This window comes from Raoultella sp. T31 (genome assembly GCF_002806725.1).
In the GTDB taxonomy this organism is placed as follows: Bacteria; Pseudomonadota; Gammaproteobacteria; order Enterobacterales; family Enterobacteriaceae; genus Klebsiella; species Klebsiella electrica.
The window spans coordinates 18,668-40,158 of record NZ_PIBO01000009.1 but is presented as its reverse complement, the minus strand read 5'-3'; the positions used below and the strand labels follow the sequence as shown (position 1 = coordinate 40,158).

Here is a 21,491-nt window from a genome sequence, read left to right as displayed (position 1 = left end):
GGGATCTCTCGCTGGTGCACCATCTTTCCTGGTAACCACGACAAGCAAAACAATACCGACGCCCGGCGACACAGCACGCATTGGCTATGCCGCCGGACGTCTCGGCCATCAGAGGCGCGGTTTACGCTGCGCGACAATAAACAGGCGCGGGAACAGTAGCAAAACCTTTCCGTTACACTGTAACGGATAGTGCTGCTGCAACAGCGTCAGATAGCGCTGCAGAAAAGCCTCCTGCTGCCCGGCATCGAGCGGTTGCAGATAGGGGCGAAGTCCCGTGGATTGCAGCCAGTCGATAATCGCCTGGTGCGACTCCAGCGGGTGATAATATGTCGTTCGCCAGATATCCACCTCGCAACCGCAGGCGCTAAGAATATCGTAATACGCCTGCACGCCCGGCAGCGGATGACGTCCGCTCTCCTGGAACCCCATCTCCTGGGCGACCTGGCGCATCAGCCGATGGGAAGGTTCCTGCCAGTTGTCCGGCATTTGTACCGCCAGCATGCCGTTATCCGCCAGTTGATTCACCAGATGTGGAAACAGGCTTTCATGATCCGTCAGCCACTGGAGCGATGCATTGGCATAGAGAAGATCGGCCGGCCGTTCGGGTTGATACTGGCGAATATCGGCGGCGACGAAGCGGCAGGTTGGTAGCGCCCGGGCGGCGTCTTCGAGCATCGCCGGCGAACTGTCAACGCCGATCAGCGTCGCTTCCGGCCAGGCCTGATGTAGCAAAGCGGTGCTGTTGCCGGGACCGCATCCCAGGTCGACGGCGAATGTGACGGGATGCCGGGCAATACGGGTGACTAATTCCGCGGCGGGGCGCGTACGTTCAGCGCCAAACTTCACATAGAGAGAGGGATTCCAGTCGGCCATGGGTGACTCCGGGTAAAATATACGCGTTCACCAGCATAGAGGGCAATGTCGGCAGATTAAACGTCTTTTCATCGCTATGAGGAAATTGTCGCCATTTTTGTGACAATGTCACGCATGCGGTGAGCGGGCGGTAGGGAGTACGCATGAGCCATGCCGGGGAGCCCGGCATGGGCGTGAGTTAATCGCTCTCTTTGAGCGCTTCGGCGCGTTTTGCCGTGGCATAGACGAAATCCAGCATCGGCTCCAGATCGGTGTCATATCCGGCCTGGATAATTTTACCGCGTAGCCATTCGATTTCGCTGGTGATATCCGGGTGGAAGATATTATTGTCCTGAGCTTTACGCAGCCATTTCAGCAGGAAGTTGTTCTTTCCCCTGATTCCCCCCGATTTTTTTGATTTACCATGAATTTTCAGCGCGACTAAGATGCAGTAATAGAAATGAACGCGCTGATTAAAGCTTTGATGCATTTGCGTATTTCCCGCCAGGCTCAAGAACTCACCATCGTGGTCAGTGATTTGGATTGGGTTACGTCACGGGCCGGATCTTTTATTGCGCGATCTCTGGTATGCCACCCGCCACGTCAGTGCGCCTGTAACCAGACGTGACAAGGATGTTGGCACGGATGCCGAATCGCCGTCAATTATTGATTAGTTTTTTAGCGGAACCGGCAACCAGAGGCTGCCGGAGACCCTCTTTCATAGGTGGCGCAAACCGACGCGTTGCTGCAGATAAATGCGTAAAACCAGCAGGAATGCCAGCACAACGACCACTGCGGCCAACAGATAAATCGTATCCAGAGCATAATACCCGGCGACCCAGCCCGCGACGGGACCCGTCAAACCGAGCGCCAAATCGAGAAAGGCCGAATAGGTTCCCAGCGCCGTACCCTGGTTTTGTTCTTCAACCTGTCTGACCGCTTCCACCCCCAGCGCCGGGAAAACTAAAGAGAAACCGGAACCGGTCAGCAGCGCGCCAAGGCCGGCTATCCATGCACAAGGCGCCAGCCAGATAATCACCAGCCCGAGAGATTCGACAACGAAGCAGACCAGAGAGACGCGAACGCCGCCGTAGCGGGTAATCATATTACCCGCCACCAGGCGCACGCAGATAAACCCGGCGCTAAACAGCGAAAGGGTAAATGCCGCACCTTGCCAGCGATGTGCGGAAAAGTAGAGCGTGATAAAGGTCGCGATAACCCCGAACCCCACGGTCCCCAGGGCCAGACCCAGGCCATAAGGCCAGATTTTGCGCACCACCACGTGGAACGGCGCCCGAACACCGGCGGTGACGCTGACATCCTGGCGCGTACGGGCAAAGAGCAGGCCAACCAGGGCCACCACGACGACCACGGCGGCAAAACCGCTGATACCAAAGTTGCTGTTCAGCATCACGCCGAGCGGCGCGCCAACCGCCATCGCCACATAGGTCGCTACGCCATTCCACGAGATCACCCGCGAAGTATGCATCGCCCCCACGGTTTTAATGCCCCACAGCGTAGCCCCCGTCGCGGTAAAGCTTTCACCGACGCCAAGAAAAAGACGGCCAATCAGCAAAGCGCTAATCGCCAGCAGCGGCACCGGTTGCAGCGCCACCGCAACGAGAGTGAACAGCCCGCTCAGCAGACAGCAGACGATCCCAAGACTGACGACTTTTTTGGGTCCCCAGATATCCGTATAACGTCCAGCGTGCGGGCGGCTGAACAGCGTAGAGATGTACTGCAGGCTGATAACAACACCGGCGATAAGCGTACTGTATCCCAGCTGGTAATGGATATAGCCAGGCAAGACGGCGAGCGGCAGACCGATAGAGAGATAGCAGATACAGGTAAAAACGACGATCGAAATAATGCGTAGATTGAGTTGCGTATTACTGACTGAAGAGGTCATAACATCATGGTATTTCAAACGAAGGTGTGAGCAGCATAGCGCAGACCCGGTCATCCGGACGAGCACAGGATGCGTTTTCCCGTTGTTTTAGCCAAACCCACCAAAATTAGTCCCCGGACAAGACGAATCTGTGCAAGTCTGCGTATTCAATGTATAAATTTTCTGCCGATTCTATTTCTGTCTTCACCCTCTGGAGGGAACATGACAAAAGATTTCGCCGATATCTCCGTGCTGTTTGTCGCAGGATTTGGTCCCATCACGCAAAACACCGCGCTGAGCCATGCCTTTTATGGCGAGACGTTAGGTTTACCTTTGCAACGGATGGCGGGTAACGATGACTATCTGCTGACCGAACAGGATGCGCTGGCGGGAGTGAAACATTTTGCCCTCTGGCCGCTGTCTCAGGCGGCGACTTCCTGCTTTGGCAGTGAACAGTGGCCGGCAGATCTGCCCGTCCCGCAGGCATGGATAGAATTTGAAGTCCGCGATATCCAGGCCGCCACCGACGTGCTGATCGCCAAAGGATACCGGCTGCTGATTGCCAACCGGGAAGAGCCATGGGGTCAGACCGTCACCCGTCTGCTCAGCCCGGAAGGACTGCTGACCGGCGTCACGATTACGCCATGGCTACGCGAGGAGACGCGGTGAAAGCGCCGTCGTTAACCCGCGTGAATTGATTGCCAGGATGGACCATTTTCCATAGAATCAACCCTTTCGGAGAGAGCAAATGTCCGTTGCCGATGCCCTTCTGGCTTATTCCTTAGCCGCGTTACTTCTGACCTTAACCCCTGGCCTTGATACCGCGCTAATCCTCCGCACCTCAACCGTCGAAGGTGGCAAAAAAGCCTTTCAGGCGGCCCTGGGTATCGATACCGGTTGTTTTATCTGGGGCGCAATCGTTGCTTTCGGTTTAGGCGCGTTGCTTGCGGCATCGGAAGTCGCTTATAACATCCTGAAATGGTGCGGGGCGGCCTATTTATGCTGGTTAGGCTTTCAGCTTCTGCTTCGTCCACGCCGGGCCTTTGATACGCCGCAGGTTGCCGCGTCTTCTGGCCGTAACTGGTTTGTAAAAGGGATGCTCGGAAACGTCCTCAATCCCAAAATGGGGGTATTTTACGTCTCCTTTTTACCGCAGTTTATCCCCGCAGGGCACTCGCCGGTTATCTGGACCTTCCTGCTGGTCGCCATCCACGTGTTGATCGGCACGCTGTGGTCACTAACCCTGATCCTCGCGACCCGTTATGCCTCCGGGCTACTCAAAAGACCACGTTTTATCCAGTGGATGGATCGCATCACCGGCGGGGTGTTTATGCTCTTTGCCGCCAGACTGGCACTCAGCCATCGTTAATTGCCCCTGGGGGCAGCAGGCCCCCCGAATTTCTCTGCCGCGTTGACCACCACACTTCGCCGTTCAGCGAAGCATCTTTATCAGGCTCCTCTACTGTGATAGTCGATGGCGGGCGCGATCTACGTATCTTGCTCGCCGGTCTTTTTCTTACCATAATAAAAAGAGAACAATAGTAAGATATGGTTCTCTCTTTGAGATTAAATGCCGCGGAGCAGGATGTGAATATGACCCCACAGCGGACCGAGCGTCAGGCTTTGCGGCTGGCGCTGGCCGGTTCAGTCGTGCTGATTATCGGCATGGGATACGGGCGTTTTGCCTATACCGGGATTCTGCCGGTTATGCTGGATGAGCAGATCCTGTCGCTGCGGCAGGGGAATCTGGCAGCCTCGGTCAACTACGCGGGCTATCTGATCGGGGCGCTGTTGCTGTCGAAAGCCCGGCCGGCGGACAGCACCCGCCTGACTCTCGCCTCGGTGGTGTCCACGTTAGTATGCCTGGCGCTACTGGCGTGGGTGAAGTCGCCTTTAGCCATAATCCTTATCCGCGGGCTGGCCGGAGTGCTGAGCGCTGTGACGCTGATCGCCGGCTCGCTATGGCTCCTCCAGCATATGAAACACCCTCATGGCGCGCCGGTACTCTTTTCCGGCGTTGGGATGGGGATCTTTTTATCCGCCGAATGTATCTCGCTGGCAAAATACGCCTCGCTCTCCAGTCCACAAATCTGGCTTATCTGCGCCGCGAGCGCAACGATCCTCTTTTTACTGGTCGTGCGCCTGCTGTTGACGCCGGCTGATGCGGCGCTGGCCTGGCCGCAGCCGTCACCGGCGATAACCGGGGCGGATGGAAAAACCGCCGATGCCTGGCGATTACTGGCGATATATGGTTTTTCTGGCTTTGGTTACATCATTACCGCGACCTACCTGCCGCTGTTTTTATCCGGCTCGCTGGCGCAGATCGATCCCGTGCAAATCTGGGCGCTGTTTGGGCTTGCGGCGGTACCTTCATGCTTTATCTGGCACAAACTGGTTATCAGGCTGGGCTTCCGGCGGGCGCTGACCGCCAATCTGCTGATACAGGCGGCGGGCGTTGTGCTGCCTGCTCTCAGCCAGGGATTACTCGCTTGTTTGCTCAGCGCGTTGCTGGTCGGTTTTACCTTTATGGGCACCGTTACCATTGCGCTTGCGGAAGCCAGAAGGCTGAATCAGCGGGTAAAATTTAACATGATCGCGGCGATGACGGCCACCTACGGCGTCGGGCAGATTATCGGGCCCGTTGTCGCCGGGGCGCTGCATAATCTGACGGGAGCGTTTACTCCCTCACTGATGGCGGCGGCAGCGTCTCTGTTTCTGGCGGCGGGGCTGGTTGCGGTCAGGTCAGGGCGCGCGCACCCTTAAAACGATGTGGCTGACATCAGCAGCTGCCGCATTTCACTGAGCGCAGGGGACATCGACTCCCGGCGCCAGATGAGCTGAGTCTGCGCCTGCTGAACCGGTTGAATCTGGCAATCGTCAGGCAGGGCCAGGATATCGATGACGCTTTGCGGCAGGATAGCGCTATAGCCGCCGGACGCAATGCAGGCGATCATGGCGTGGTATGAGCCCACATCCTGAACCTCGATGCGCCGGTCGGCGGCGAAAAACGCTTCCCCGATCGCCCGATAGCTGCAGCCCCTGGAGAAGGCGGCGAGCCTGATCTCCGCGTGACCCGGTGGGCTCACCAGCATCAGTTGCTCGACAAAAACGGGGAGTGCGTCGATCTCTGTCGGGCAGACCAGCTTACCGTCAGCGCTCAGCGGCAAACTGACCAGCGCGCAGTCGAGGGCGGCACGCTGCACCAGCTCAGTCAACTGCTGAGTAGGCTGGGTATGCAGCGTCAGCTCGACCTGCGGACAGATCGCGCGAAACCGTGGAAGAAGGTGAATTAGGCGGCTGGCGGCGGTCGCTTCCATGGACCCCAGGCGCAAGCGTCCGCCAGGTTTCGACGGGTGCAGCGCTTGTTTCGCCTCTTCGCCAAGGCTCAGTATTCTTAGCGCGTAGTCGAGGAACTGCTTTCCGGCGCAGGAGAGCACCATTTTTTTATTGCCCCGCACGAACAGCTCAACGTCCAGCTCCTCTTCCAGCTGCTGGATGCGCGTGGTGATATTCGATTGCGCACGGCCCAGCTTTTTTGCTGCCCGGGTGATGCTTTGCTCTTCCGCGACAATTTTAAAGATCTGTAACGTGGTGTGGTTCATGTTTTTCTTCTAAATATGGAAATGATATTGATCTTAACATCTCAAAAAGAGATGTTAAACATTCGGTATCACACATTCAGACAGGGTGACTATGCACAATCGCTTAACGCAGAGACTGGATATTGCTTATCCCATTATCCAGGCGCCAATGGCCGGCGTCTCAACGCCAGAGCTGGCCGCCGCGGTGAGCAACAGCGGCGGGCTCGGCTCTCTGGGGCTGGGAGCCGCGACCCTTTCCCAGGCCGAAGCGCTGATCGCGCGTACCCGGAATCTGACCACAGGGCCCATCAACGTCAATCTGTTTTGCCATGCGCCGGCGCGCCGGGACCCGCACACGGAAGCGCGGTGGATAGCGCTGTTGCGCCCGCTATTCGCCCGTTTCGGCGGGGAACCGCCCGAGACGCTGACGGAAATCTATCACAGTTTCCTTGCGAACCAGCCGATGGCCGAGCTGATACTGGACCTCGCACCTGAAGTGGTCAGTTTCCACTTCGGTATGGCGGATAAGACACTCATTCGGCGCCTTAAGGAAAAAGGCGTGGCGATCATGGCCAGCGCCACCAGCGTAGACGAGGCGCAGCGGGCCGTCGCCCAGGGCGTCGATATCGTGATTGCGCAGGGGTATGAAGCCGGAGGCCATCGCGGGATCTTCGATCCTCATGGCGACGATCGGCAAATGAGTACCTTGACGTTGCTCCAGGCGCTACAGCGGACGCTGTCGATACCGGTTGTCGCCGCAGGGGGGATTATGGACGGCGCCGGGATCCGCAGCCTGCTGCAGCTGGGCGCGGAAGGGGTTCAACTGGGGACCGCGTTCCTGCTGTGCCCGGAATCGGCTACCGACGCCGGATATCGTCAGGCGCTGAGCGCTGAACCGCCGCCACAAACCGTGATGACCGCGGCGATTTCCGGCCGCCCGGCGCGCAGCATTGATAATGCATTTTGTGAAATCGGCAGGCGTCATGCCGGAGTGATACCTCCCGACTACCCGGTGGCCTACGACGCGGGGAAAGCGCTGGCGGCCGTGACGCGAGCGCAGGGCGAGTGGGGATTTGGAGCGCCGTGGGCAGGAGAGGGCGTCGCGATGATCCGGGCGCTGCCGGCGGCTGACCTGATGCAGGCGCTGATCCGTGAAGGCGGTTTTTGTACTCAGCAGCCGCGGCGGGATGGCGACCTGCCGCGACTGCCGATGTCCGACCGTGCGGATGTCTAACGGCGGTGGGCCAGGCGGCGAACCAGACGGTCGCCCGCCATCTGCACGCCCTGCACGAGAGCCACCAGAATCAGCACCGTGCCGACCATCACTTGATCATTAAAGCGCTGATAGCCATAGCGAATCGCCAAATCGCCCAGCCCGCCGCCGCCAATGACGCCGGCCATTGACGAGAAGCCAATCAGCATAACGATAGTCAGCGTGACGCCCGCCAGCAGGGTTGGCAACGCTTCCGGCAGTAGCGATTTAAAAATCACATGCCAGACCGTGCCGCCCATCGACAAAATGGCTTCAATACGGCCGTAATCCACTTCGTCGAGCGCGTTTTCCGTCAACCGGGCGAAAAAAGGGAAGGCACCAATCGTCACCGGCACCACTGCCGCGGTACTCCCGAGCGTAGTGCCGATAATCAGCCGGGTAAACGGGATCAGGGCGATCAGCAGCACGATAAACGGCAGCGAGCGACCAAAGTTAATCACCGCCCCCAGCAGGGCGTTGAGTTTCGGCATCGGCAGTAGGCCGTTTTTACGCGAAATAAACAGCACCACGCCGACAGGCAGGCCGAGCAGAACGGTAAATAGCGCCGCCAGACTTACCATATACACCGTGTCCAGCGTACCTTCCATCAGCAGCGGCCAGAGTTCATCCCAGCTCATGCGACTGTGCATAATGGCCTCCGGTGATAACCGTGACGAGCGAGAAAATCACGTTCCGACTGCGGATCGTGCAGCAATGACTGGCGCAGTTTCGACCACGGCGCCACCAGCAGTTCGGCGATACTGCCGCTTTCGACGATCTCGCCATTTTCCAGCAGCGCGGCGTGGTCGCACAGGGTTTTGACCACCTCCAGCTCATGGGTGATCAGCACAATCGTCAGATTCAGGCGCTGATTAATATCCGCCAGCAGCGCCAGAACCGAGGCGGTGGTCTCGGGATCCAGGGCGCTGGTCGCCTCGTCGCACAGCAGGACATCCGGCCTTGCCGCCAGCGCCCTTGCGATGCCGACGCGCTGCTTTTGCCCGCCCGAAAGCTGGGAAGGGAACGCATGCGCTTTATCGCTAAGCCCGACCAGCTCCAGCAGTTCCGCCACTCGCGTCTGACGCGCCGTTTTGGCCATGCCGGCGATTTCCAGCGGCACAGCGATGTTGTCGGCGACGTTGCGCGCGTGCAGCAGGTTAAAATGCTGGAAGATCATCCCGGTGCGCAGACGATAAGCGCGCAGCGCGGCTTTATCCATTTGCGTAATATCCTGTCCGTTCACAATAATGCGGCCCGATGTGGGCCGCTCCAGCAGATTCAGACAGCGGATCAGCGTACTCTTGCCCGCACCGCTGCGCCCGAGGATGCCGTAAATCGCCCCCTTCGGCACATGCAGCGACACCTTGTTCAGCGCCGGTCGGCCTGTTCCGGCATAGGTTTTACTCAGCCCGATGGCGTCAATCATGCTTTCGGGGCCACCGGGATAACCGAGCCGTTATAACGCTGACGGATAAAGTCAGCCACCTGCGGCGAAGTCAGGTCTTTTGCCAGCTGTTTGATGCGCGGGTCGTTTGCCAGAGAGGGGGTGGTGACCAGAATGTTGGCATAAGGGTTATGGCTGGCGCTCTCAAGGCCCAGCGCGTCTTTTGCCGGCGTCAGCCCGGCTTCCAGCGCATAGTTACCGTTGATCACGGCCAGATCGACATCATCGAGAGAGCGCGGGATCTGCGGTGATTCAATTTCCAGAATCTTCAGATGTTTCGGGTTTTCGACGATATCTTTTGGCGTCGCCAGCGTCGTGGCCGGGTCGGTGAAGGTAGAGGCCAGTTTGATCAGCCCCTGGCTTTGCAATAAGAACAGCGCGCGGCTCAGGTTGGTGGTGTTATTGGGCACGGCGACGGTGGCATTTTCCGGCAGCGAAGCGAAGTCTTTGTGCTTGCGCGAATAGATGCCCAGCGGCTCAATATGGACCGTGGCGGCGACGGCGAAGGTCTTGCCCAGCGCCTTTTCCTGATCTTTCAAATAGGGAACGTGCTGGAAATAGTTCGCATCCACGTCGCCGTTTGCCAGCAGTTCATTGGCATTCACGCCGCTGGTCAGTTCAACCACCTTCAGATCCAGACTGGGGTCGATTTTTTTGATGTAGTTAAGTATTTCCGCATGCGGAACCGGGTCCGCCGCGACGCGTAATGCGGCGGCCTGCGCTGAGGTCCAGGCTAAAGAGAGAGACAGAGCGACCCCTGCCAGTTTAAAAGCGGCAATTTTCATGGTGTTTTCCTTTATCTTTGAGTTTTTATCTTTAAACGATCGGTTGCGCGGCGCGTTCGCGAAACACATCCTGGTAGTAACGTGCAGCCACATCCGGGTGGGAGCGCAGGCGGCCCTTCAGGTAATTCCAGCCCACTTCGCGCAGCAGTGGATTCTGCGGATCGCTGTCCGGCCCGAGCGCTTCCTGCGCCAGCTCTGGCGGAAGGGTATAGACCGGGACGGTGGCATCCAGCTGTGCGCCGAGGAAAAAGGCGATGGAGAGGCGCTCCTGGTGCGCTGGCGGAGACACCACCCGATGCACGGTGGCGCGCAGATAGCCATTGGTGGCCAGCTCCAGCAGTTCGCCAATATTGACGACAAAGCTGCCGGCCAGCGGGGTCGCGTCGATCCATTGTCCGGGAGCCACTTCCACCTGCAGACCCTTTTGCTCATCCTGAAGCAGGAAGCTGAGGAACCCGGAGTCCTTATGCGCGCCGACGCCCTGATGGCTTTGCGCCTCATGCTGACCGGGATAGCGGATCAGTTTGATATGCTCGTTGGGTTTATTGCCATACAAGGTGTCAAAGGCGTCATCAGGCAGCGCCAGCGCTTCAGCAAAGGCGCGCAGCAGGGTGGTGCCGACCTGGGTCATGGCGCGCTGCCAGCTGAGCAGCGTGGGTTTCAGCGTCGGCAGGGCTTCCGGCCACAGGTTAGGCCCCTGCAGGCGCTGCCAGCGCGGTGCATCATCCTTAAGATGCAGCGCCGGACGCTCGGCGCCAATATCAAATTGTTCTCGCCAGTCTGGCTGCCCGCGGGTCAGCTCCGATGCGGCGCGGTTGTAGCCGCGAAAGTGTGGGGAATGAATCATTGCGACCGGCTGTTTTTGCTCATCAGACAGGGCAAAAAAGCGGCGGGATTGCTGCTGGACAGCCTGTTGTAAGGCATCGTCGACGCCATGATTGATCAGATAAAAGAAGCCTATCTCGCGAGCCGCATAGCGAAGGTCGGCCAGAAAAGCCGTTTTCTCAGCCGGATCGGCGTAGCGAGCAAGATCGAGAATCGGCAAAGTCGTTGCGTTCATTGTGTTCTCCGAAGACAGCGTTCAGGGAAGAGCGTTTATTCAGGTTCAGGGTTCGGGGACAACAACAGCGCATGGCGATTTCCTCATTCGGTGGGGTGAGCACAGCTTGCCTCAACGGCAAATAATCAACCAATAACCTTCTTTTCTAATTTATGACCGCGCGGGGTTCTGTGCTTTTGCGAATAATGGATAAAGGCGGCGCGAACTCTCTTTCTGCCTTGCACAGGGGCGAGGTAGCCAGTATGGTGTGCGACATTTCTCAGGTATTCAGGATTCAACATCGCAATGCAGCCTTCCAAAGATCCTCTTCATGGCGTCACCCTCGAGGCTTTACTGAACGCCCTGGTGGCGAGGTATGGTTGGGCCGGACTGGCACAACGGATCAATATCAACTGTTTTAAGAGCGACCCGAGCATCAAATCGAGCCTCAAATTTTTACGTCGGACCCCCTGGGCGCGCAAAGAAGTTGAAGAACTGTATATTGATTCGCTGTCCGAAGCCGATACGGCAAAAGAGGACGTTCCGGCGGATAATCCGTGGGCCAACTGGCAGAAAAAGTAAAGCGGTAAGAAACGAGTCCCCGGAAGCTTACTTCAGAAAGCTCCGGGGATACTCCGCTTTGCTCACAACATTTCATTACAATCCAGTCTCATTATTATAACAAATCTATAAAAAGTTATTTTTTAACTTTCGATAGACTATTTTCTTGTTTGCTATCACCTGAACCCCGGCAATATAGTTTTTATACCGCAATAAATGCCGATGTGTGGCAAATAAAAAATCATTCACGAATATCTCATTATGATGACTCTCAATAAGATCAGTAAAAGCTTCTCCGGTGAAAGAGTGCTAAAAGAGGTGTCACTTAGCATCAATTCTGGTGATGTTATTTGCATTCTTGGTCCCAGCGGTTCAGGGAAAACCACACTATTACGCACGCTTAATTTCTTAGAACCCGCCGATAGCGGACAAATAATAATAGATGATGTGGCGGTGGATTGCGCAAAAGCGAGCAAAAAGGACATTGAAAGGCTACGGGAAAAAACCGCCATGGTTTTTTAATCGTGGAATCTTTTTCATAACCTCACTGCACTGCAAAATATTACCGAAGGATTGATTTACGCTAAAAAACGCCCGCGTCAGGAGGCTCTGGATATTGCTGAGCGACTCTTAAAGCAGGTGGGGTTATTGCATAAAAAAGACCACTATCCCCACAGTCTTTCCGGCGGGCAAAAGCAGCGTATCGGTATTGCGCGGGCGCTGGCAATTAACCCCGCCGTTCTGCTGCTGGATGAGCCGACCTCCGCGTTGGATCCGGAAAAAGTCGGTGAAGTGCTGGAACTTATTCAGACCATTGCCGCTGCGGGTCAGACGATGATCATCGTGACGCACGAAATGGCATTCGCTCGCCAGGTCGCTTCCCGGGTGGTATTTATGGAAAACGGCGAAATCGTTGAACAGGGCCCGGCGGAACAGATATTTAGCGCGGCGCAGCAGGGCCGAACCCGGGCGTTTCTTGCGCAACTTCACTATCACGCCTGAGGGTGACGATGAACAATAACCCGCTGTTCAGCTGGCAGGATATCGCCGGGATACTGCCGAAACTGCTGGAAAATTTACCTGTAACCCTCGGAATAACGCTGGCATCGCTGCTGCTTGGCTTGACCATCGCTCTGCTGGTTGTGCTGCTGCAGTTTAGCCGCTTTACCCCGCTCAGCGCGGCGGCAAACGGCTATACCGACATTCTGCGCGGCGCGCCCCTGGCGCTGCTGATCCTGCTGTTTTTCTTTGGCGGCAAATTGATTTTGACTGCGCTGGCGCTGCCGCCGCAGTGGATTAGCGATACCACCTTTGCGATTTTGTCTATCTCGGTCAGCATCAGTCCCTATTTTGCAGAGATGATGCGTTCAGCGTGGGGGGCGGTGGATATCGGCCAGAAAGAGGCCATTATCAGCCTGAATATCCCCTGGTACAAAGGAATATTACGGATAATCTTTCCCCAGGGGCTAATTATTGCTATTCCCGTTTTTGGCAATCTTTTAATAAATCTGGTGAAAATGACTTCGCTGGTCAATATTATTGGCATTGTTGATATTTTTGGTCGTGCGCAAAAGATTTCGCAAAATAGCTACGGAGCTAAACAGGTTGCGGCATTTATTAGCGTTATTATCATCTACTGGGTGCTGAATAGCATTATTCTCTATTTGACCACTCGTATTGAAAAGAAATATCAGTTCCTGCTGGAGTGATAGATTAACATGTTTAGTTTTGCATTCATTCGGGATAATTTTACTTTTATTTTAAGCGCACTGCCGGTCACTCTGGCGATAACGTTATTATCATTACTGTTTTCCACTCTGCTGGGCGCGGTGCTGGCGTGGGTGATTATTCGTCAGGTACCCGGCGTGCAATTTGTAGCGAAGGTATTCCTCTCCTTTGGCCGTTCGGTCCCGGTACTGGTGATGCTGTATTTCTTTTTTTACGTCTGGCCGTGGATTGCCGCCGGACTGTTTGGCGGCCCGCAGGATAATATGTTCAGCTACAAACTCTCGCCGCTGGCGGCGGCGGTCACCGCACTATCGCTGATTTTCAGCGCCTATTTCGCCGAGACCTTTCGCGCAGGATGGAACGCGGTTGATAAGGGGCAGCGGGAGGCCGCATGGTCAATTGGGCTGAGCGGGTTCACGCAGTTCCGGCGCATTATTTTTCCGCAGGCGGCGGTATCCGTGCTGCCGAATTTTACCAGCGTGCTGATCGATCTTATCAAAGATACCTCTCTGGTTTACACCATCACTGTTATTGATCTGATGGCGAAAGCCAATATCGCCGCCGCGCGCGGGTTTCATTTTGTCGAAGCGTATTGCGTCGTGCTGGTGATTTATATCGTGCTGTGCCTGGCGATTGCCAGAGCATTGCGCAGTGTAGAAGTGTTTCTGAGCGCCCGCTGGCAAGGAAACGTAGAAAAGAGTGTTCCACGGTTATCTTTTTGGGGAAAGTATTTTGAAAAATAAAATTTTACTGGTGAGTTCGCTAGTGTTGGCAATGGGAATCAACGCCGCGCAGGCGATTGAAAAAAGTCCGAATGCAAAAACGGTTGAGGTTGTCGTCAATGCTAACGGTTTTCCCTTTAGCTTTGTTGACGATAACAACAATATTACCGGCTACGATGGCGATCTGTTAAAGATACTGGACCAGCGGTTAATCGACTATAAGTTTCATTTTAATGCGGTGTCGCGCGACGCGATGATTGTCGGCTTATCGACCGGTGCCTATACCCTCGCGGCGGATCACTTTTATCTCACTAAAGAGCGGGCGGAAAAATACGACCACTCCGGCGAACCGACCGGGATCAGCGATTTGCGCCTGATCGTACGTAACGATGAGAACGATATTCATCATCTCGGCGATCTCGCCAGCGGTAAGAAAAAGCTGGTACCGATTCATACCACTGACGCCCGTTATACCGTAATTGAAAACTACAATAAAAAACATCCAGGCCAGCAAATTAACCTGCAGCCAAACGGCGAACAGTCCGCCGCCGATATCTTTAAAGCCGTAGCCTCGGGGGAATACGATGCGGCGATTTATCCGATTGGCGCTCTGCTGGCATTAAATAAAGCGTTAAATCTTAATTTAAAAGCTTCGGATTCCGTCGGCCTGTTTCCTAACGTCTATTTGTATAAAAAAAATACCGATCCGCAGTTGATCAAAGCGATTGACGCTCAGCTGCTTGCGCTGAAAAAGGACGGCACGCTCGCTGAGCTGTCGCGGAAATGGCACGCCGAAGATGTGTATGCCCTGCCGGGCGCCAGCGACGTTAAAGTGAATACCGACTGGGAATAAGGGTATGACGCCAATACGCTCAGAATCGCCGCATAACGCTGCCACCTTAAACGACGAGGTGACCCTGGCGCTGCGCGCGATTACCGAAAAACGTGCGGCAACGCTCGGTTACCTGTTGGACGAAAGCCGCCAACGCCATATCGCTGATGATTTTGCCCGTGAAGCAATACGCCACTATGGCCGCGATATCGGGCACAAGCTGCGCGCGCAAGTGCGCGATCCCCTGGATTTGCAGGAGTTTGCCCGGCTTTTCACCCGCGGTCTTGAATCTCAGGTTTATGAGATGGAGCCCGTTAGCGCCAGCCGGAGCGAGTTTATCGTTCTGTTTCACTACTGTCCTTATGTTAACTGCTGGCGGCAGCAGGGGCGAGGCGCCAGCGAAATTGAGACACTGTGCGATATCTGCATGGCAGGCGATCATGCGTTAACCGACGCATTTCCGGGGCTGCATTTAGACGTACAGACCGCGCTGGCCCGCGGTGATGCAGCCTGTCGTCTGCGTTTTTATCAGTCAGAGGAGCGGGAGGGAGAATGGCAACCTTAAAGTGGGACCACGCGGTCCAGTTTGTTAATCACCCGGAAGCGGCGATTCAGACGCTGAACGGGCAAAAGCTCAACGCGGTATCCGGTGGACGCCATCCCGGCTGGGGAACCTGGAACGCATTGAGCTATTTCGGCCTGACCTATATCGAATTTCTGGCGATTGCCGATGATGCAGAACTGCTTTCCGCCGCAGAAAAGTTTTTACTCTCCCGGGATGCGTCACGACTGCTGCCGGATAATGAAGCGCTGTATCGGGTGGCGCTGCGTAGCAGCGATATTGAGCGTACGCACGCATGGTTGCATGAACAGGGCTTGCGGGTTTCATCTATCGTCGACGGTCAGCGCAACGATCCGCAGGGCAACGCTATCCGTTGGCGGATCTTCACCATTGACGGTGATTTTGACGGCCTGGTCTATCCCTTCGTTCTGCAATGGGGAGAAGACGATGACGCCCGGTTGAGCCGACTGCGCGCGCAGGGTCTCGCTGTGCCGCATCCGCTGGGGGAGATTGAACTTCGCCGCGCGGTTTTTACGGTACCACATCCCCAGGCGGTGCGTGACCGCTGGCAGTTGCTGTTTGGTTTTCCCCCTGCGGGCGAGCTGGGGCTGGAGGTCGGCGGTCGAGAGTTTGTTTTCCGCCAGGGGGTCGCGAACCAACTGACTGAACTGGTGTTTCAGGTTGCCGATCCGGCGCTCAAAGGCCAGCGCTTTCGCGTTGGCAACGGCGAATATCTTTTTGAATAAGGATTTTGAATAAGGAGTAAGAGCCATGGCAAATGTCCATTTTATTGGCGCCGGACAGATGGCGGAGGCGATTATTCGCGCGTCATTAAACCACGGTGCGCTACGGGCGGACGCGATCTCGCTGGAGGATATCGACGACGCACGAGTCGAGTCTTTGCGCGCCCGTTATCGATTGTCGAGCGGCAGCGGCTTAAGCGAGGCCTCTTTGCTGGTACTGGGCATCCGTCCGCAGGACGATCTGGCGGCGGTGGCGAGTCGCGTGCGTGCACAGCTAAACGGCTCGACGACGGTGGTTTCTCTGATTGCGGGAGTGACGCTGGAAAAACTGGCCTCCCTGTTTGGCGCGACAACGCCGATTGCCAGGGTCATCCCCAACACCCTGACCGATACCGGATTTGGCTATAGCGGCGTGACCTTAAACGCCCACGCCAGCGCGGCCGGGATCGAAACGTTTCTGCGCGGCTTTGGCAAAGTACTGTATCTGCCTGAGCGGTTGATCGATATCTTTACCGGTTTTGGCGTCGCAGGCCCTAACTATATTTACTACTTTATTGAGGCCTTTACCGATGCCGGAGTACTGGCGGGGCTGTCACGCCCCCAGGCAACGGAAGTGGTGCTGGAAAATCTGCTCGGCGCGGTCGAGATGCTGCGCCACAGCCAGAAGCATCCGCGCCAGCTTCTGGATATCAACAATTCTCCGGCGGGAGTCGGGATCCACGGCCTGTATGAGCTGAACAACAGCGATTTTGCCGCAGGACTTCAGCGTAGCGTACTGGCGGCGGTCAGGCGTACCCGTGAACTGGGGCAGGGCTAAAACCCTTCTTCCCCCGACAGATCGCGCAGCGCGCCCGGCGCTTTGCCGGTGATGCGTTTAAAGGCGCGGCTGAAGGCGGCCAGCGAACTGTATCCCAGGCGGAAGGCAACCTTTTCCAGGGGCTGACCTTCATCCGAAATATACTGTGCGGCCAGCCGCATCCGCAGTTCCGTGAGGTAACGCGCGGGTGTGGTACCGGTGGCGGCGAGGAAACGCTCCGCAAAAACGGAACGCGAGGTCCCGGCCTCGCGAGCAAGCTCGGCGACTTTCCAGTTGACGCCAGGCTGCTGATGCATCGCGTAGATAGCTCTGGCGAGTTTGGGATCGCGCAGCACCTGTACCCAGCCGGTGGCGTTGCCGCAGCCGCACTCCACCCAGCCGCGAACAATCAGCGCCGCCACCACATCGGCAAGTCGCGCCAGAATACCGGCGTAGCCCGCCTGCCGGGTGAGCGATTCGCGCTCCATCGCCAGCAGCAGCGGGTGGATTTCGGGCCAGGTTTTCAGCAGACGGCTGACCAGCATCACTTCCGGCATCGCTTTGACCAGCGGCTGCATGCCCCCCAGTTCAAAATCCATGCAGCCGCTGAAGATGACGGTATTTTCCGTCTCTTCCGTCTCTTTCTGCACGCCATCATGCTTGACGCAGCACACCGTCGCGCAGACCGGTTCGCTGGCTAACTGCACTACATCAATCACCTGCGCCTGGTCATCGGAGATTAACGCATGGCTCTCGCCGTTGGGAATAAACAGCGCATCGCCGCTTTCCAGCGTCAGCCGCTGGCCGCTGGCCATCCGCAGCAGCGCCTGTCCGCGACTGACGAAGTGGAACTGGGCTTTCCCCGGCACGGAATTGAAGGCCACCCCGAACGGGCGGCCGGTTTCGATACGACGGTAATTGACCCCGGAGAGGCGCATGCCGCGCAGGAGTTCACTGGTCAGGTCGAGGGTCTGGCGAGTCATCTAGGTAATCCCGGACGAATTATCAATAATTGCAGAGTATGCATCATAGATCGTCCGACAGGAAAGCCCTAACCTTGGCGCAATGTTAATTAATCTGGAGAGATGTATATGAGTTCCTGCATAACTGCCGAAGAGGGAATGACCGCGGCCAAACCCGCATGGCGCGCGGTGTATGCTCTGGCACTGGGCGTTTTCGGCCTGATTGTTGCAGAGTTTCTTCCCGCCAGTCTGTTAACGCCGATGGCCGCCAGCCTTGGGGTCAGCGAAGGGATGGCGGGGCAGGCGGTGACCGCCACAGCCCTGGTGGCACTGGTGACCGGATTGCTGATCACCCCCGCGACCAAAAATATCGATCGCCGCTGGGTGCTGATGTTCTTTTCCGTCCTGCAGATCGTCTCCAGCCTGATGGTGGCCTTCGCCAGCTCGCTGGAGTTTCTGCTGCTGGGACGCCTGCTGTTGGGGATAGCGATCGGCGGGTTCTGGTCGATGTCGACCGCCACGGCGATGCGTCTGGTGCCTGCCGCATGGGTGCCGAAAGCGCTGGCGGTGATCTTCTCCGCCGTGTCGATAGCCACCGTGGTGGCGGCGCCGCTGGGCAGCTATCTGGGCGGTTTGATCGGCTGGCGCAGCGTCTTTATTCTCTGTACGGTCCCCAGCGTACTGGCGCTGCTGTGGCAACTGTGGGTACTGCCCTCAATGCGTCCGGAAAGCGTCGGCAGCTTTGCTACGCTGTTTAAGGTTCTGCGCCGTCCCGGCATGGTCGGCGGGATGCTGGCCACCATTTTAATCTTCAGCGGACATTTTGCCTTTTTCACCTATCTGCGGCCGTTCCTGGAAACCGTCGCCCAGGCCAGCGTCGAAGGCGTCTCACTGATTCTGCTCGGATTCGGGGTGGCGAACTTTATCGGCACCTCTCTTGCCGGGCATCTGCTGAGCCGCAGCCTGCGTTTAACGTTGGCGCTGGTTCCGCTGGTCATGAGCGTGCTGGCGCTGATGATGGTGACCTTCGGCCACATCGCACTCCTCGACGGACTGCTGGTCGCCATGTGGGGCTTTGCCTTCGGCCTGGTGCCGGTCGGCTGGTCAACCTGGCTGGCGACGACGGTACCGGATGAAGCAGAAAGCGCGGGCGGACTACTGGTTGCCTCTATTCAGCTGGCTATCAGCGCCGGGGCGGCCGGCGGTGGGGCGGTGTTTGATCTCAACGGCGCCAGCGGCGTCTTTACCGGCAGCGGTTTACTCCTGCTGAGCGCTATGATTATTGTTTTTGCCGGTGTGCGGGTGACATCCCCGGCCAGCGAAAAATAAACCCGCGCCGCGTCAACGATGCGCTTGCGGGCGCATTTTCTTCGCCGCCTGTTGCGGCCACGCCCCTTTGCGTTCCAGCAGGCGATACGCGCCCTCGTCGCTTACCCCTTCGTCAATCGTGATAAAGCCGCTGGCGGCATAAAACGCCAGCGCGTTGCGATTACGCGTCAGGCACTTGAGTCGATAGCCGTGCTCTTGCCAGCCGGGTAGTGCCTGCAGCAGCATTTTGCCCACTCCGCATCCCTGACGGGCAGAAGCGACATGCAAATGGTGAATAAAGTGGTCTGGCAGCCAGACGGCAATAAACCCGGCCAGCTCTCCCTGCGGATCGTACGCCAGCCAGATCGTTTCACCTTCAGTCTGCTTTTCCAGATCGGTTAAGCGAAAATCGGTGACGTTCAGCCACGTAAACGTATGGCACCGCGATAAAAGGAACAGCCGCTGTAATGCTGGCCAGTCATGACGAGTTGCCTGACGAACGGAAATAGTCAATCTCACTCCTTTCTCTTTCTCTGCCTGACCGGAACATTCCCGGCGGCGGCGAGGCGATTATAGCCAATCTCCCTTTTTATCTGCACGCCGGGCACACAAAAACCGCACTTCGGCGGTGCAGGGCAACGCCAGGTTGAACCCGCGAAGATAAATAAAATATTGATAAATAACAAATAAGTAACGTGGCATGGTTAATGCTTAGCACTGTAAGTATTGGGATGCGCAGGGGATGGCCGGGGTTTCAAGGACCCCATCACCGTCGCGGCCGTCATTTTTGATTTGTGGCTAGCGGATTACTGGAGCTGATTATGACCGTTCTCAGAGAACCTTTGGTTGTCGCCAGATATGGCAAATGGACGCAACTCTCACTTGGCCTGATCTGTATGGCTTCGATATCCAGTCCACAATATGTCTGGACGCTGCTGACCAGACCGTTGACCGAGAAGCTGGGCGTCGGGTTGGCGGAATTACAGGTGACCTTTTCGCTGTTGATTATCCTGCAGACCTTTTTCTCGCCGTTTCAGGGACGGCTGGTTGAGCGCTTTGGCCCGCGACTGCTTATCTCTATCGGCACGGTCATGGCGGGGCTGAGCTGGGTTCTCTCGGCTCAGGTCAGCGGCCTGGCCGCGCTGTACCTCGTCTATGGCTGCCTCGGCGGTCTGGGTACCGGTATTGTCTATATCGGCGTCGTCGGTTTAATGGTGCGATGGTTTCCCCGCCAGCGCGGATTTGCCGCCGGTGCCGTCGCCGCGGGGTATGGCATGGGGGCGATTATGACCACCTTTCCGGTCTCCGTCTCGTTGAGCCAATACGGACTGGAACAGACCATGACGGTCTTCGGCATCCTGTTTGCCGCCGTGGGATTTCTCGCCAGCCAGGGGCTGAAGCTGCCGCCTGATAGCGGTGCGTTGCCCGCCAGTCAGACCGTCGCGCAAAGTACCCGGCAATTCACTTCGCGTGAAATGCTGCGTGAACCGCTTTTCTGGCTGATGTTCGCCATGATGGCGATGATGTCGACCTCTGGACTGATGGTGACGTCGCAGATGGCGGTCTTCGCTGAAGATTTCGGCATCAGCAAGGCGGTGGTCTTCGGTATGGCCGCGCTGCCGCTGGCGCTGACTATCGATCGTTTTACCAATGGCCTGACGCGCCCGCTGTTCGGTTTTATTTCCGATCGCTATGGCCGTGAAAACACCATGTTTATCGCCTTTGCGCTGGAAGGGGTGGCGATGACCCTGTGGCTGGCCTGCCGGGACGATCCGATGCTGTTTGTCCTGTTGTCCGGCGTGGTGTTTTTCGGCTGGGGAGAGATTTTTTCGCTGTTTCCCTCTACGTTGACCGACACCTTCGGCAGCGAGTACGCGAGTTCTAACTACGGCTGGTTGTATATCTCGCAAGGGATCGGTTCGATCTTCGGCGGCCCGCTGGCGGCGCTGCTGTACCAGCATACTCAAGGGTGGGGCGTGGTCTTCAGTTGCGCGATAGGACTTGATTTTATTACCGCCGCGCTGGCGATTGCGCTGCTGAAACCCTGGCGCTCGCGCTTTATCCGTAAGCACAGCGATGCCACCGTAATTCGTTAGTTCTCCCGGCGTTCACCCCGGCGACAGCCCGCCGCCGGGGTCATTGTTAAAATGCGTGAGCAGGGTTATATCCGATAAACAGCCCGTTTGCCGCTCACTCGCGGCGAAGGGCAGGGAATGCCTTTTTCACCGATCGGCCTGGCAGGTCTGCTCAGGAAGTTGCATAACATCTCATATCATTCAACCCCAGTGAATATTGTCGCGCAGATAATCAGGCAGAAGCAAAAACAATGCTTCGTTTTGGTGCCCCACTAAATTTGTCATGCATCATCGTGATGCAAAGCAGATCCGCAGTACACCACAACTCATTTCATATCTTGTTAATATTAAAGTAATTAAT

The 21,491-nt window shown here is 56.7% G+C and carries 23 protein-coding genes and 1 pseudogene; 14 read left to right on the top strand and 10 right to left on the bottom strand.

Annotated elements, in window-relative coordinates; genetic code table 11:
- Window positions 1-108: 108 nt before the first annotated feature.
- The 3 genes from tam to CWM52_RS08740 all read right to left on the bottom strand — a co-directional run bounded on the left by tam (window position 109) and on the right by CWM52_RS08740 (window position 2,761).
- A complete protein-coding gene (gene tam, locus CWM52_RS08750; RefSeq protein WP_100683735.1) occupies window positions 109-873 on the bottom strand; it encodes a trans-aconitate 2-methyltransferase in 765 nt (254 codons plus the stop codon).
- Window positions 874-1,051: 178 nt separating this feature from the next.
- Window positions 1,052-1,342: a hypothetical protein gene (locus CWM52_RS08745; protein ID WP_004862141.1), complete on the bottom strand. Its 291-nt coding sequence runs from the start codon at window positions 1,340-1,342 to the stop codon at window positions 1,052-1,054.
- Between the two features lie 228 nt (window positions 1,343-1,570).
- Complete coding sequence (locus CWM52_RS08740; RefSeq protein ID WP_100683734.1) at window positions 1,571-2,761, bottom strand: MFS transporter; 1,191 nt, start codon at window positions 2,759-2,761, stop codon at window positions 1,571-1,573.
- A 201-nt stretch (window positions 2,762-2,962) separates the two neighbouring features.
- On the opposite strand from CWM52_RS08740, the gene CWM52_RS08735 reads away from it, so the two are divergent.
- The 3 genes from CWM52_RS08735 to CWM52_RS08725 all read left to right on the top strand — a co-directional run bounded on the left by CWM52_RS08735 (window position 2,963) and on the right by CWM52_RS08725 (window position 5,503).
- Window positions 2,963-3,409 (top strand): VOC family protein, encoded by a 447-nt coding sequence (locus tag CWM52_RS08735; RefSeq protein ID WP_100683733.1) that lies wholly within the window; start codon window positions 2,963-2,965, stop codon window positions 3,407-3,409.
- Between the two features lie 79 nt (window positions 3,410-3,488).
- Window positions 3,489-4,109, top strand: a complete 621-nt coding sequence (locus CWM52_RS08730) for a LysE family translocator (protein ID WP_100683732.1) — start codon at window positions 3,489-3,491, stop codon at window positions 4,107-4,109.
- 224 nt (window positions 4,110-4,333) lie between these two features.
- Window positions 4,334-5,503 carry a YbfB/YjiJ family MFS transporter gene (locus CWM52_RS08725; protein ID WP_165785364.1) on the top strand — a complete coding sequence of 390 codons (1,170 nt, stop codon included), beginning with the start codon at window positions 4,334-4,336 and terminating at the stop codon, window positions 5,501-5,503.
- Here CWM52_RS08725 and CWM52_RS08720 read toward each other — a convergent pair.
- Window positions 5,500-6,342, bottom strand: coding sequence for a LysR family transcriptional regulator (locus CWM52_RS08720; protein WP_100683730.1), 843 nt, complete (start codon window positions 6,340-6,342; stop codon window positions 5,500-5,502). The two genes, CWM52_RS08725 and CWM52_RS08720, sit on opposite strands and share 4 nt — an antisense overlap.
- Before the next feature lie 91 nt (window positions 6,343-6,433).
- Here CWM52_RS08720 and CWM52_RS08715 point away from each other — a divergent pair, with 91 nt between their 5' ends.
- Window positions 6,434-7,555, top strand: a complete 1,122-nt coding sequence (locus CWM52_RS08715) for an NAD(P)H-dependent flavin oxidoreductase (RefSeq protein WP_100683729.1) — start codon at window positions 6,434-6,436, stop codon at window positions 7,553-7,555.
- Here CWM52_RS08715 and CWM52_RS08710 read toward each other — a convergent pair.
- From CWM52_RS08710 to CWM52_RS08695, 4 genes are read right to left on the bottom strand one after another with little or no spacing between them, the layout of a single operon-like run.
- Window positions 7,552-8,211: a methionine ABC transporter permease gene (locus CWM52_RS08710; RefSeq protein WP_160704964.1), complete on the bottom strand. Its 660-nt coding sequence runs from the start codon at window positions 8,209-8,211 to the stop codon at window positions 7,552-7,554. The genes CWM52_RS08715 and CWM52_RS08710 overlap by 4 nt on opposite strands.
- Window positions 8,208-8,999, bottom strand: a complete 792-nt coding sequence (locus CWM52_RS08705) for a methionine ABC transporter ATP-binding protein (protein WP_100683727.1) — start codon at window positions 8,997-8,999, stop codon at window positions 8,208-8,210. Before CWM52_RS08705 ends, CWM52_RS08710 begins: the two co-directional genes overlap by 4 nt.
- Complete coding sequence (locus CWM52_RS08700; protein WP_100683726.1) at window positions 8,996-9,802, bottom strand: MetQ/NlpA family ABC transporter substrate-binding protein; 807 nt, start codon at window positions 9,800-9,802, stop codon at window positions 8,996-8,998. The genes CWM52_RS08705 and CWM52_RS08700 overlap by 4 nt, the downstream gene beginning before the upstream one ends.
- Before the next feature lie 31 nt (window positions 9,803-9,833).
- Window positions 9,834-10,862: an isopenicillin N synthase family dioxygenase gene (locus CWM52_RS08695; protein WP_100683725.1), complete on the bottom strand. Its 1,029-nt coding sequence runs from the start codon at window positions 10,860-10,862 to the stop codon at window positions 9,834-9,836.
- 285 nt (window positions 10,863-11,147) lie between these two features.
- Between CWM52_RS08695 and CWM52_RS08690 the strand changes: the two genes are divergently transcribed.
- From CWM52_RS08690 to CWM52_RS08655, 8 genes and pseudogenes are all read left to right on the top strand, one after another.
- Complete coding sequence (locus CWM52_RS08690; protein WP_100683724.1) at window positions 11,148-11,423, top strand: VF530 family DNA-binding protein; 276 nt, start codon at window positions 11,148-11,150, stop codon at window positions 11,421-11,423.
- A gap of 240 nt (window positions 11,424-11,663) precedes the next feature.
- Window positions 11,664-12,404: pseudogene (locus tag CWM52_RS08685) on the top strand (amino acid ABC transporter ATP-binding protein).
- Window positions 12,405-12,412: 8 nt separating this feature from the next.
- Window positions 12,413-13,111 carry an ABC transporter permease subunit gene (locus tag CWM52_RS08680; RefSeq protein ID WP_100683723.1) on the top strand — a complete coding sequence of 233 codons (699 nt, stop codon included), beginning with the start codon at window positions 12,413-12,415 and terminating at the stop codon, window positions 13,109-13,111.
- Window positions 13,112-13,120: 9 nt separating this feature from the next.
- On the top strand, window positions 13,121-13,873 hold the full coding sequence (locus tag CWM52_RS08675) for an amino acid ABC transporter permease (protein WP_100683722.1): 753 nt from the start codon (window positions 13,121-13,123) through the stop codon (window positions 13,871-13,873).
- On the top strand, window positions 13,863-14,705 hold the full coding sequence (locus tag CWM52_RS08670) for a transporter substrate-binding domain-containing protein (RefSeq protein ID WP_100683721.1): 843 nt from the start codon (window positions 13,863-13,865) through the stop codon (window positions 14,703-14,705). Before CWM52_RS08675 ends, CWM52_RS08670 begins: the two co-directional genes overlap by 11 nt.
- A gap of 4 nt (window positions 14,706-14,709) precedes the next feature.
- Complete coding sequence (locus tag CWM52_RS08665) at window positions 14,710-15,249, top strand: L-2-amino-thiazoline-4-carboxylic acid hydrolase (protein WP_100683720.1); 540 nt, start codon at window positions 14,710-14,712, stop codon at window positions 15,247-15,249.
- A complete protein-coding gene (locus tag CWM52_RS08660) occupies window positions 15,237-15,992 on the top strand; it encodes a VOC family protein (RefSeq protein ID WP_100683719.1) in 756 nt (251 codons plus the stop codon). Before CWM52_RS08665 ends, CWM52_RS08660 begins: the two co-directional genes overlap by 13 nt.
- Window positions 15,993-16,017: 25 nt before the next feature.
- Window positions 16,018-16,806 carry a pyrroline-5-carboxylate reductase family protein gene (locus CWM52_RS08655; protein ID WP_100683718.1) on the top strand — a complete coding sequence of 263 codons (789 nt, stop codon included), beginning with the start codon at window positions 16,018-16,020 and terminating at the stop codon, window positions 16,804-16,806.
- Here CWM52_RS08655 and CWM52_RS08650 read toward each other — a convergent pair.
- Window positions 16,803-17,768 carry an AraC family transcriptional regulator gene (locus tag CWM52_RS08650; protein ID WP_100683717.1) on the bottom strand — a complete coding sequence of 322 codons (966 nt, stop codon included), beginning with the start codon at window positions 17,766-17,768 and terminating at the stop codon, window positions 16,803-16,805. The genes CWM52_RS08655 and CWM52_RS08650 overlap by 4 nt on opposite strands.
- A 108-nt stretch (window positions 17,769-17,876) precedes the next feature.
- Between CWM52_RS08650 and CWM52_RS08645 the strand changes: the two genes are divergently transcribed.
- On the top strand, window positions 17,877-19,076 hold the full coding sequence (locus CWM52_RS08645; protein WP_100683716.1) for an MFS transporter: 1,200 nt from the start codon (window positions 17,877-17,879) through the stop codon (window positions 19,074-19,076).
- A gap of 12 nt (window positions 19,077-19,088) precedes the next feature.
- On the opposite strand, the gene CWM52_RS08640 is transcribed toward CWM52_RS08645, so the two are convergent.
- Complete coding sequence (locus tag CWM52_RS08640) at window positions 19,089-19,574, bottom strand: GNAT family N-acetyltransferase (RefSeq protein WP_227521272.1); 486 nt, start codon at window positions 19,572-19,574, stop codon at window positions 19,089-19,091.
- A gap of 302 nt (window positions 19,575-19,876) precedes the next feature.
- Here CWM52_RS08640 and oxlT point away from each other — a divergent pair, with 302 nt between their 5' ends.
- Window positions 19,877-21,151, top strand: coding sequence for an oxalate/formate MFS antiporter (oxlT, locus tag CWM52_RS08635; protein WP_100683714.1), 1,275 nt, complete (start codon window positions 19,877-19,879; stop codon window positions 21,149-21,151).
- Window positions 21,152-21,491: the final 340 nt, after the last annotated feature.

What these genes read in the sequence shown, in the direction of transcription:
- tam (WP_100683735.1), bottom strand. Translation starts at nt 873, where the DNA reads ATGGCCGACTGGAATCCCTCTCTCTATGTGAAGTTTGGCGCTGAACGT.
- CWM52_RS08745 (WP_004862141.1), bottom strand. Translation starts at nt 1,342, where the DNA reads ATGCATCAAAGCTTTAATCAGCGCGTTCATTTCTATTACTGCATCTTA.
- CWM52_RS08740 (WP_100683734.1), bottom strand. Translation starts at nt 2,761, where the DNA reads ATGACCTCTTCAGTCAGTAATACGCAACTCAATCTACGCATTATTTCG.
- CWM52_RS08735 (WP_100683733.1), top strand. Translation starts at nt 2,963, where the DNA reads ATGACAAAAGATTTCGCCGATATCTCCGTGCTGTTTGTCGCAGGATTT.
- CWM52_RS08730 (WP_100683732.1), top strand. Translation starts at nt 3,489, where the DNA reads ATGTCCGTTGCCGATGCCCTTCTGGCTTATTCCTTAGCCGCGTTACTT.
- CWM52_RS08725 (WP_165785364.1), top strand. Translation starts at nt 4,334, where the DNA reads ATGACCCCACAGCGGACCGAGCGTCAGGCTTTGCGGCTGGCGCTGGCC.
- CWM52_RS08720 (WP_100683730.1), bottom strand. Translation starts at nt 6,342, where the DNA reads ATGAACCACACCACGTTACAGATCTTTAAAATTGTCGCGGAAGAGCAA.
- CWM52_RS08715 (WP_100683729.1), top strand. Translation starts at nt 6,434, where the DNA reads ATGCACAATCGCTTAACGCAGAGACTGGATATTGCTTATCCCATTATC.
- CWM52_RS08710 (WP_160704964.1), bottom strand. Translation starts at nt 8,211, where the DNA reads ATGAGCTGGGATGAACTCTGGCCGCTGCTGATGGAAGGTACGCTGGAC.
- CWM52_RS08705 (WP_100683727.1), bottom strand. Translation starts at nt 8,999, where the DNA reads ATGATTGACGCCATCGGGCTGAGTAAAACCTATGCCGGAACAGGCCGA.
- CWM52_RS08700 (WP_100683726.1), bottom strand. Translation starts at nt 9,802, where the DNA reads ATGAAAATTGCCGCTTTTAAACTGGCAGGGGTCGCTCTGTCTCTCTCT.
- CWM52_RS08695 (WP_100683725.1), bottom strand. Translation starts at nt 10,862, where the DNA reads ATGAACGCAACGACTTTGCCGATTCTCGATCTTGCTCGCTACGCCGAT.
- CWM52_RS08690 (WP_100683724.1), top strand. Translation starts at nt 11,148, where the DNA reads ATGCAGCCTTCCAAAGATCCTCTTCATGGCGTCACCCTCGAGGCTTTA.
- CWM52_RS08680 (WP_100683723.1), top strand. Translation starts at nt 12,413, where the DNA reads ATGAACAATAACCCGCTGTTCAGCTGGCAGGATATCGCCGGGATACTG.
- CWM52_RS08675 (WP_100683722.1), top strand. Translation starts at nt 13,121, where the DNA reads ATGTTTAGTTTTGCATTCATTCGGGATAATTTTACTTTTATTTTAAGC.
- CWM52_RS08665 (WP_100683720.1), top strand. Translation starts at nt 14,710, where the DNA reads ATGACGCCAATACGCTCAGAATCGCCGCATAACGCTGCCACCTTAAAC.
- CWM52_RS08660 (WP_100683719.1), top strand. Translation starts at nt 15,237, where the DNA reads ATGGCAACCTTAAAGTGGGACCACGCGGTCCAGTTTGTTAATCACCCG.
- CWM52_RS08655 (WP_100683718.1), top strand. Translation starts at nt 16,018, where the DNA reads ATGGCAAATGTCCATTTTATTGGCGCCGGACAGATGGCGGAGGCGATT.
- CWM52_RS08650 (WP_100683717.1), bottom strand. Translation starts at nt 17,768, where the DNA reads ATGACTCGCCAGACCCTCGACCTGACCAGTGAACTCCTGCGCGGCATG.
- CWM52_RS08645 (WP_100683716.1), top strand. Translation starts at nt 17,877, where the DNA reads ATGAGTTCCTGCATAACTGCCGAAGAGGGAATGACCGCGGCCAAACCC.
- oxlT (WP_100683714.1), top strand. Translation starts at nt 19,877, where the DNA reads ATGACCGTTCTCAGAGAACCTTTGGTTGTCGCCAGATATGGCAAATGG.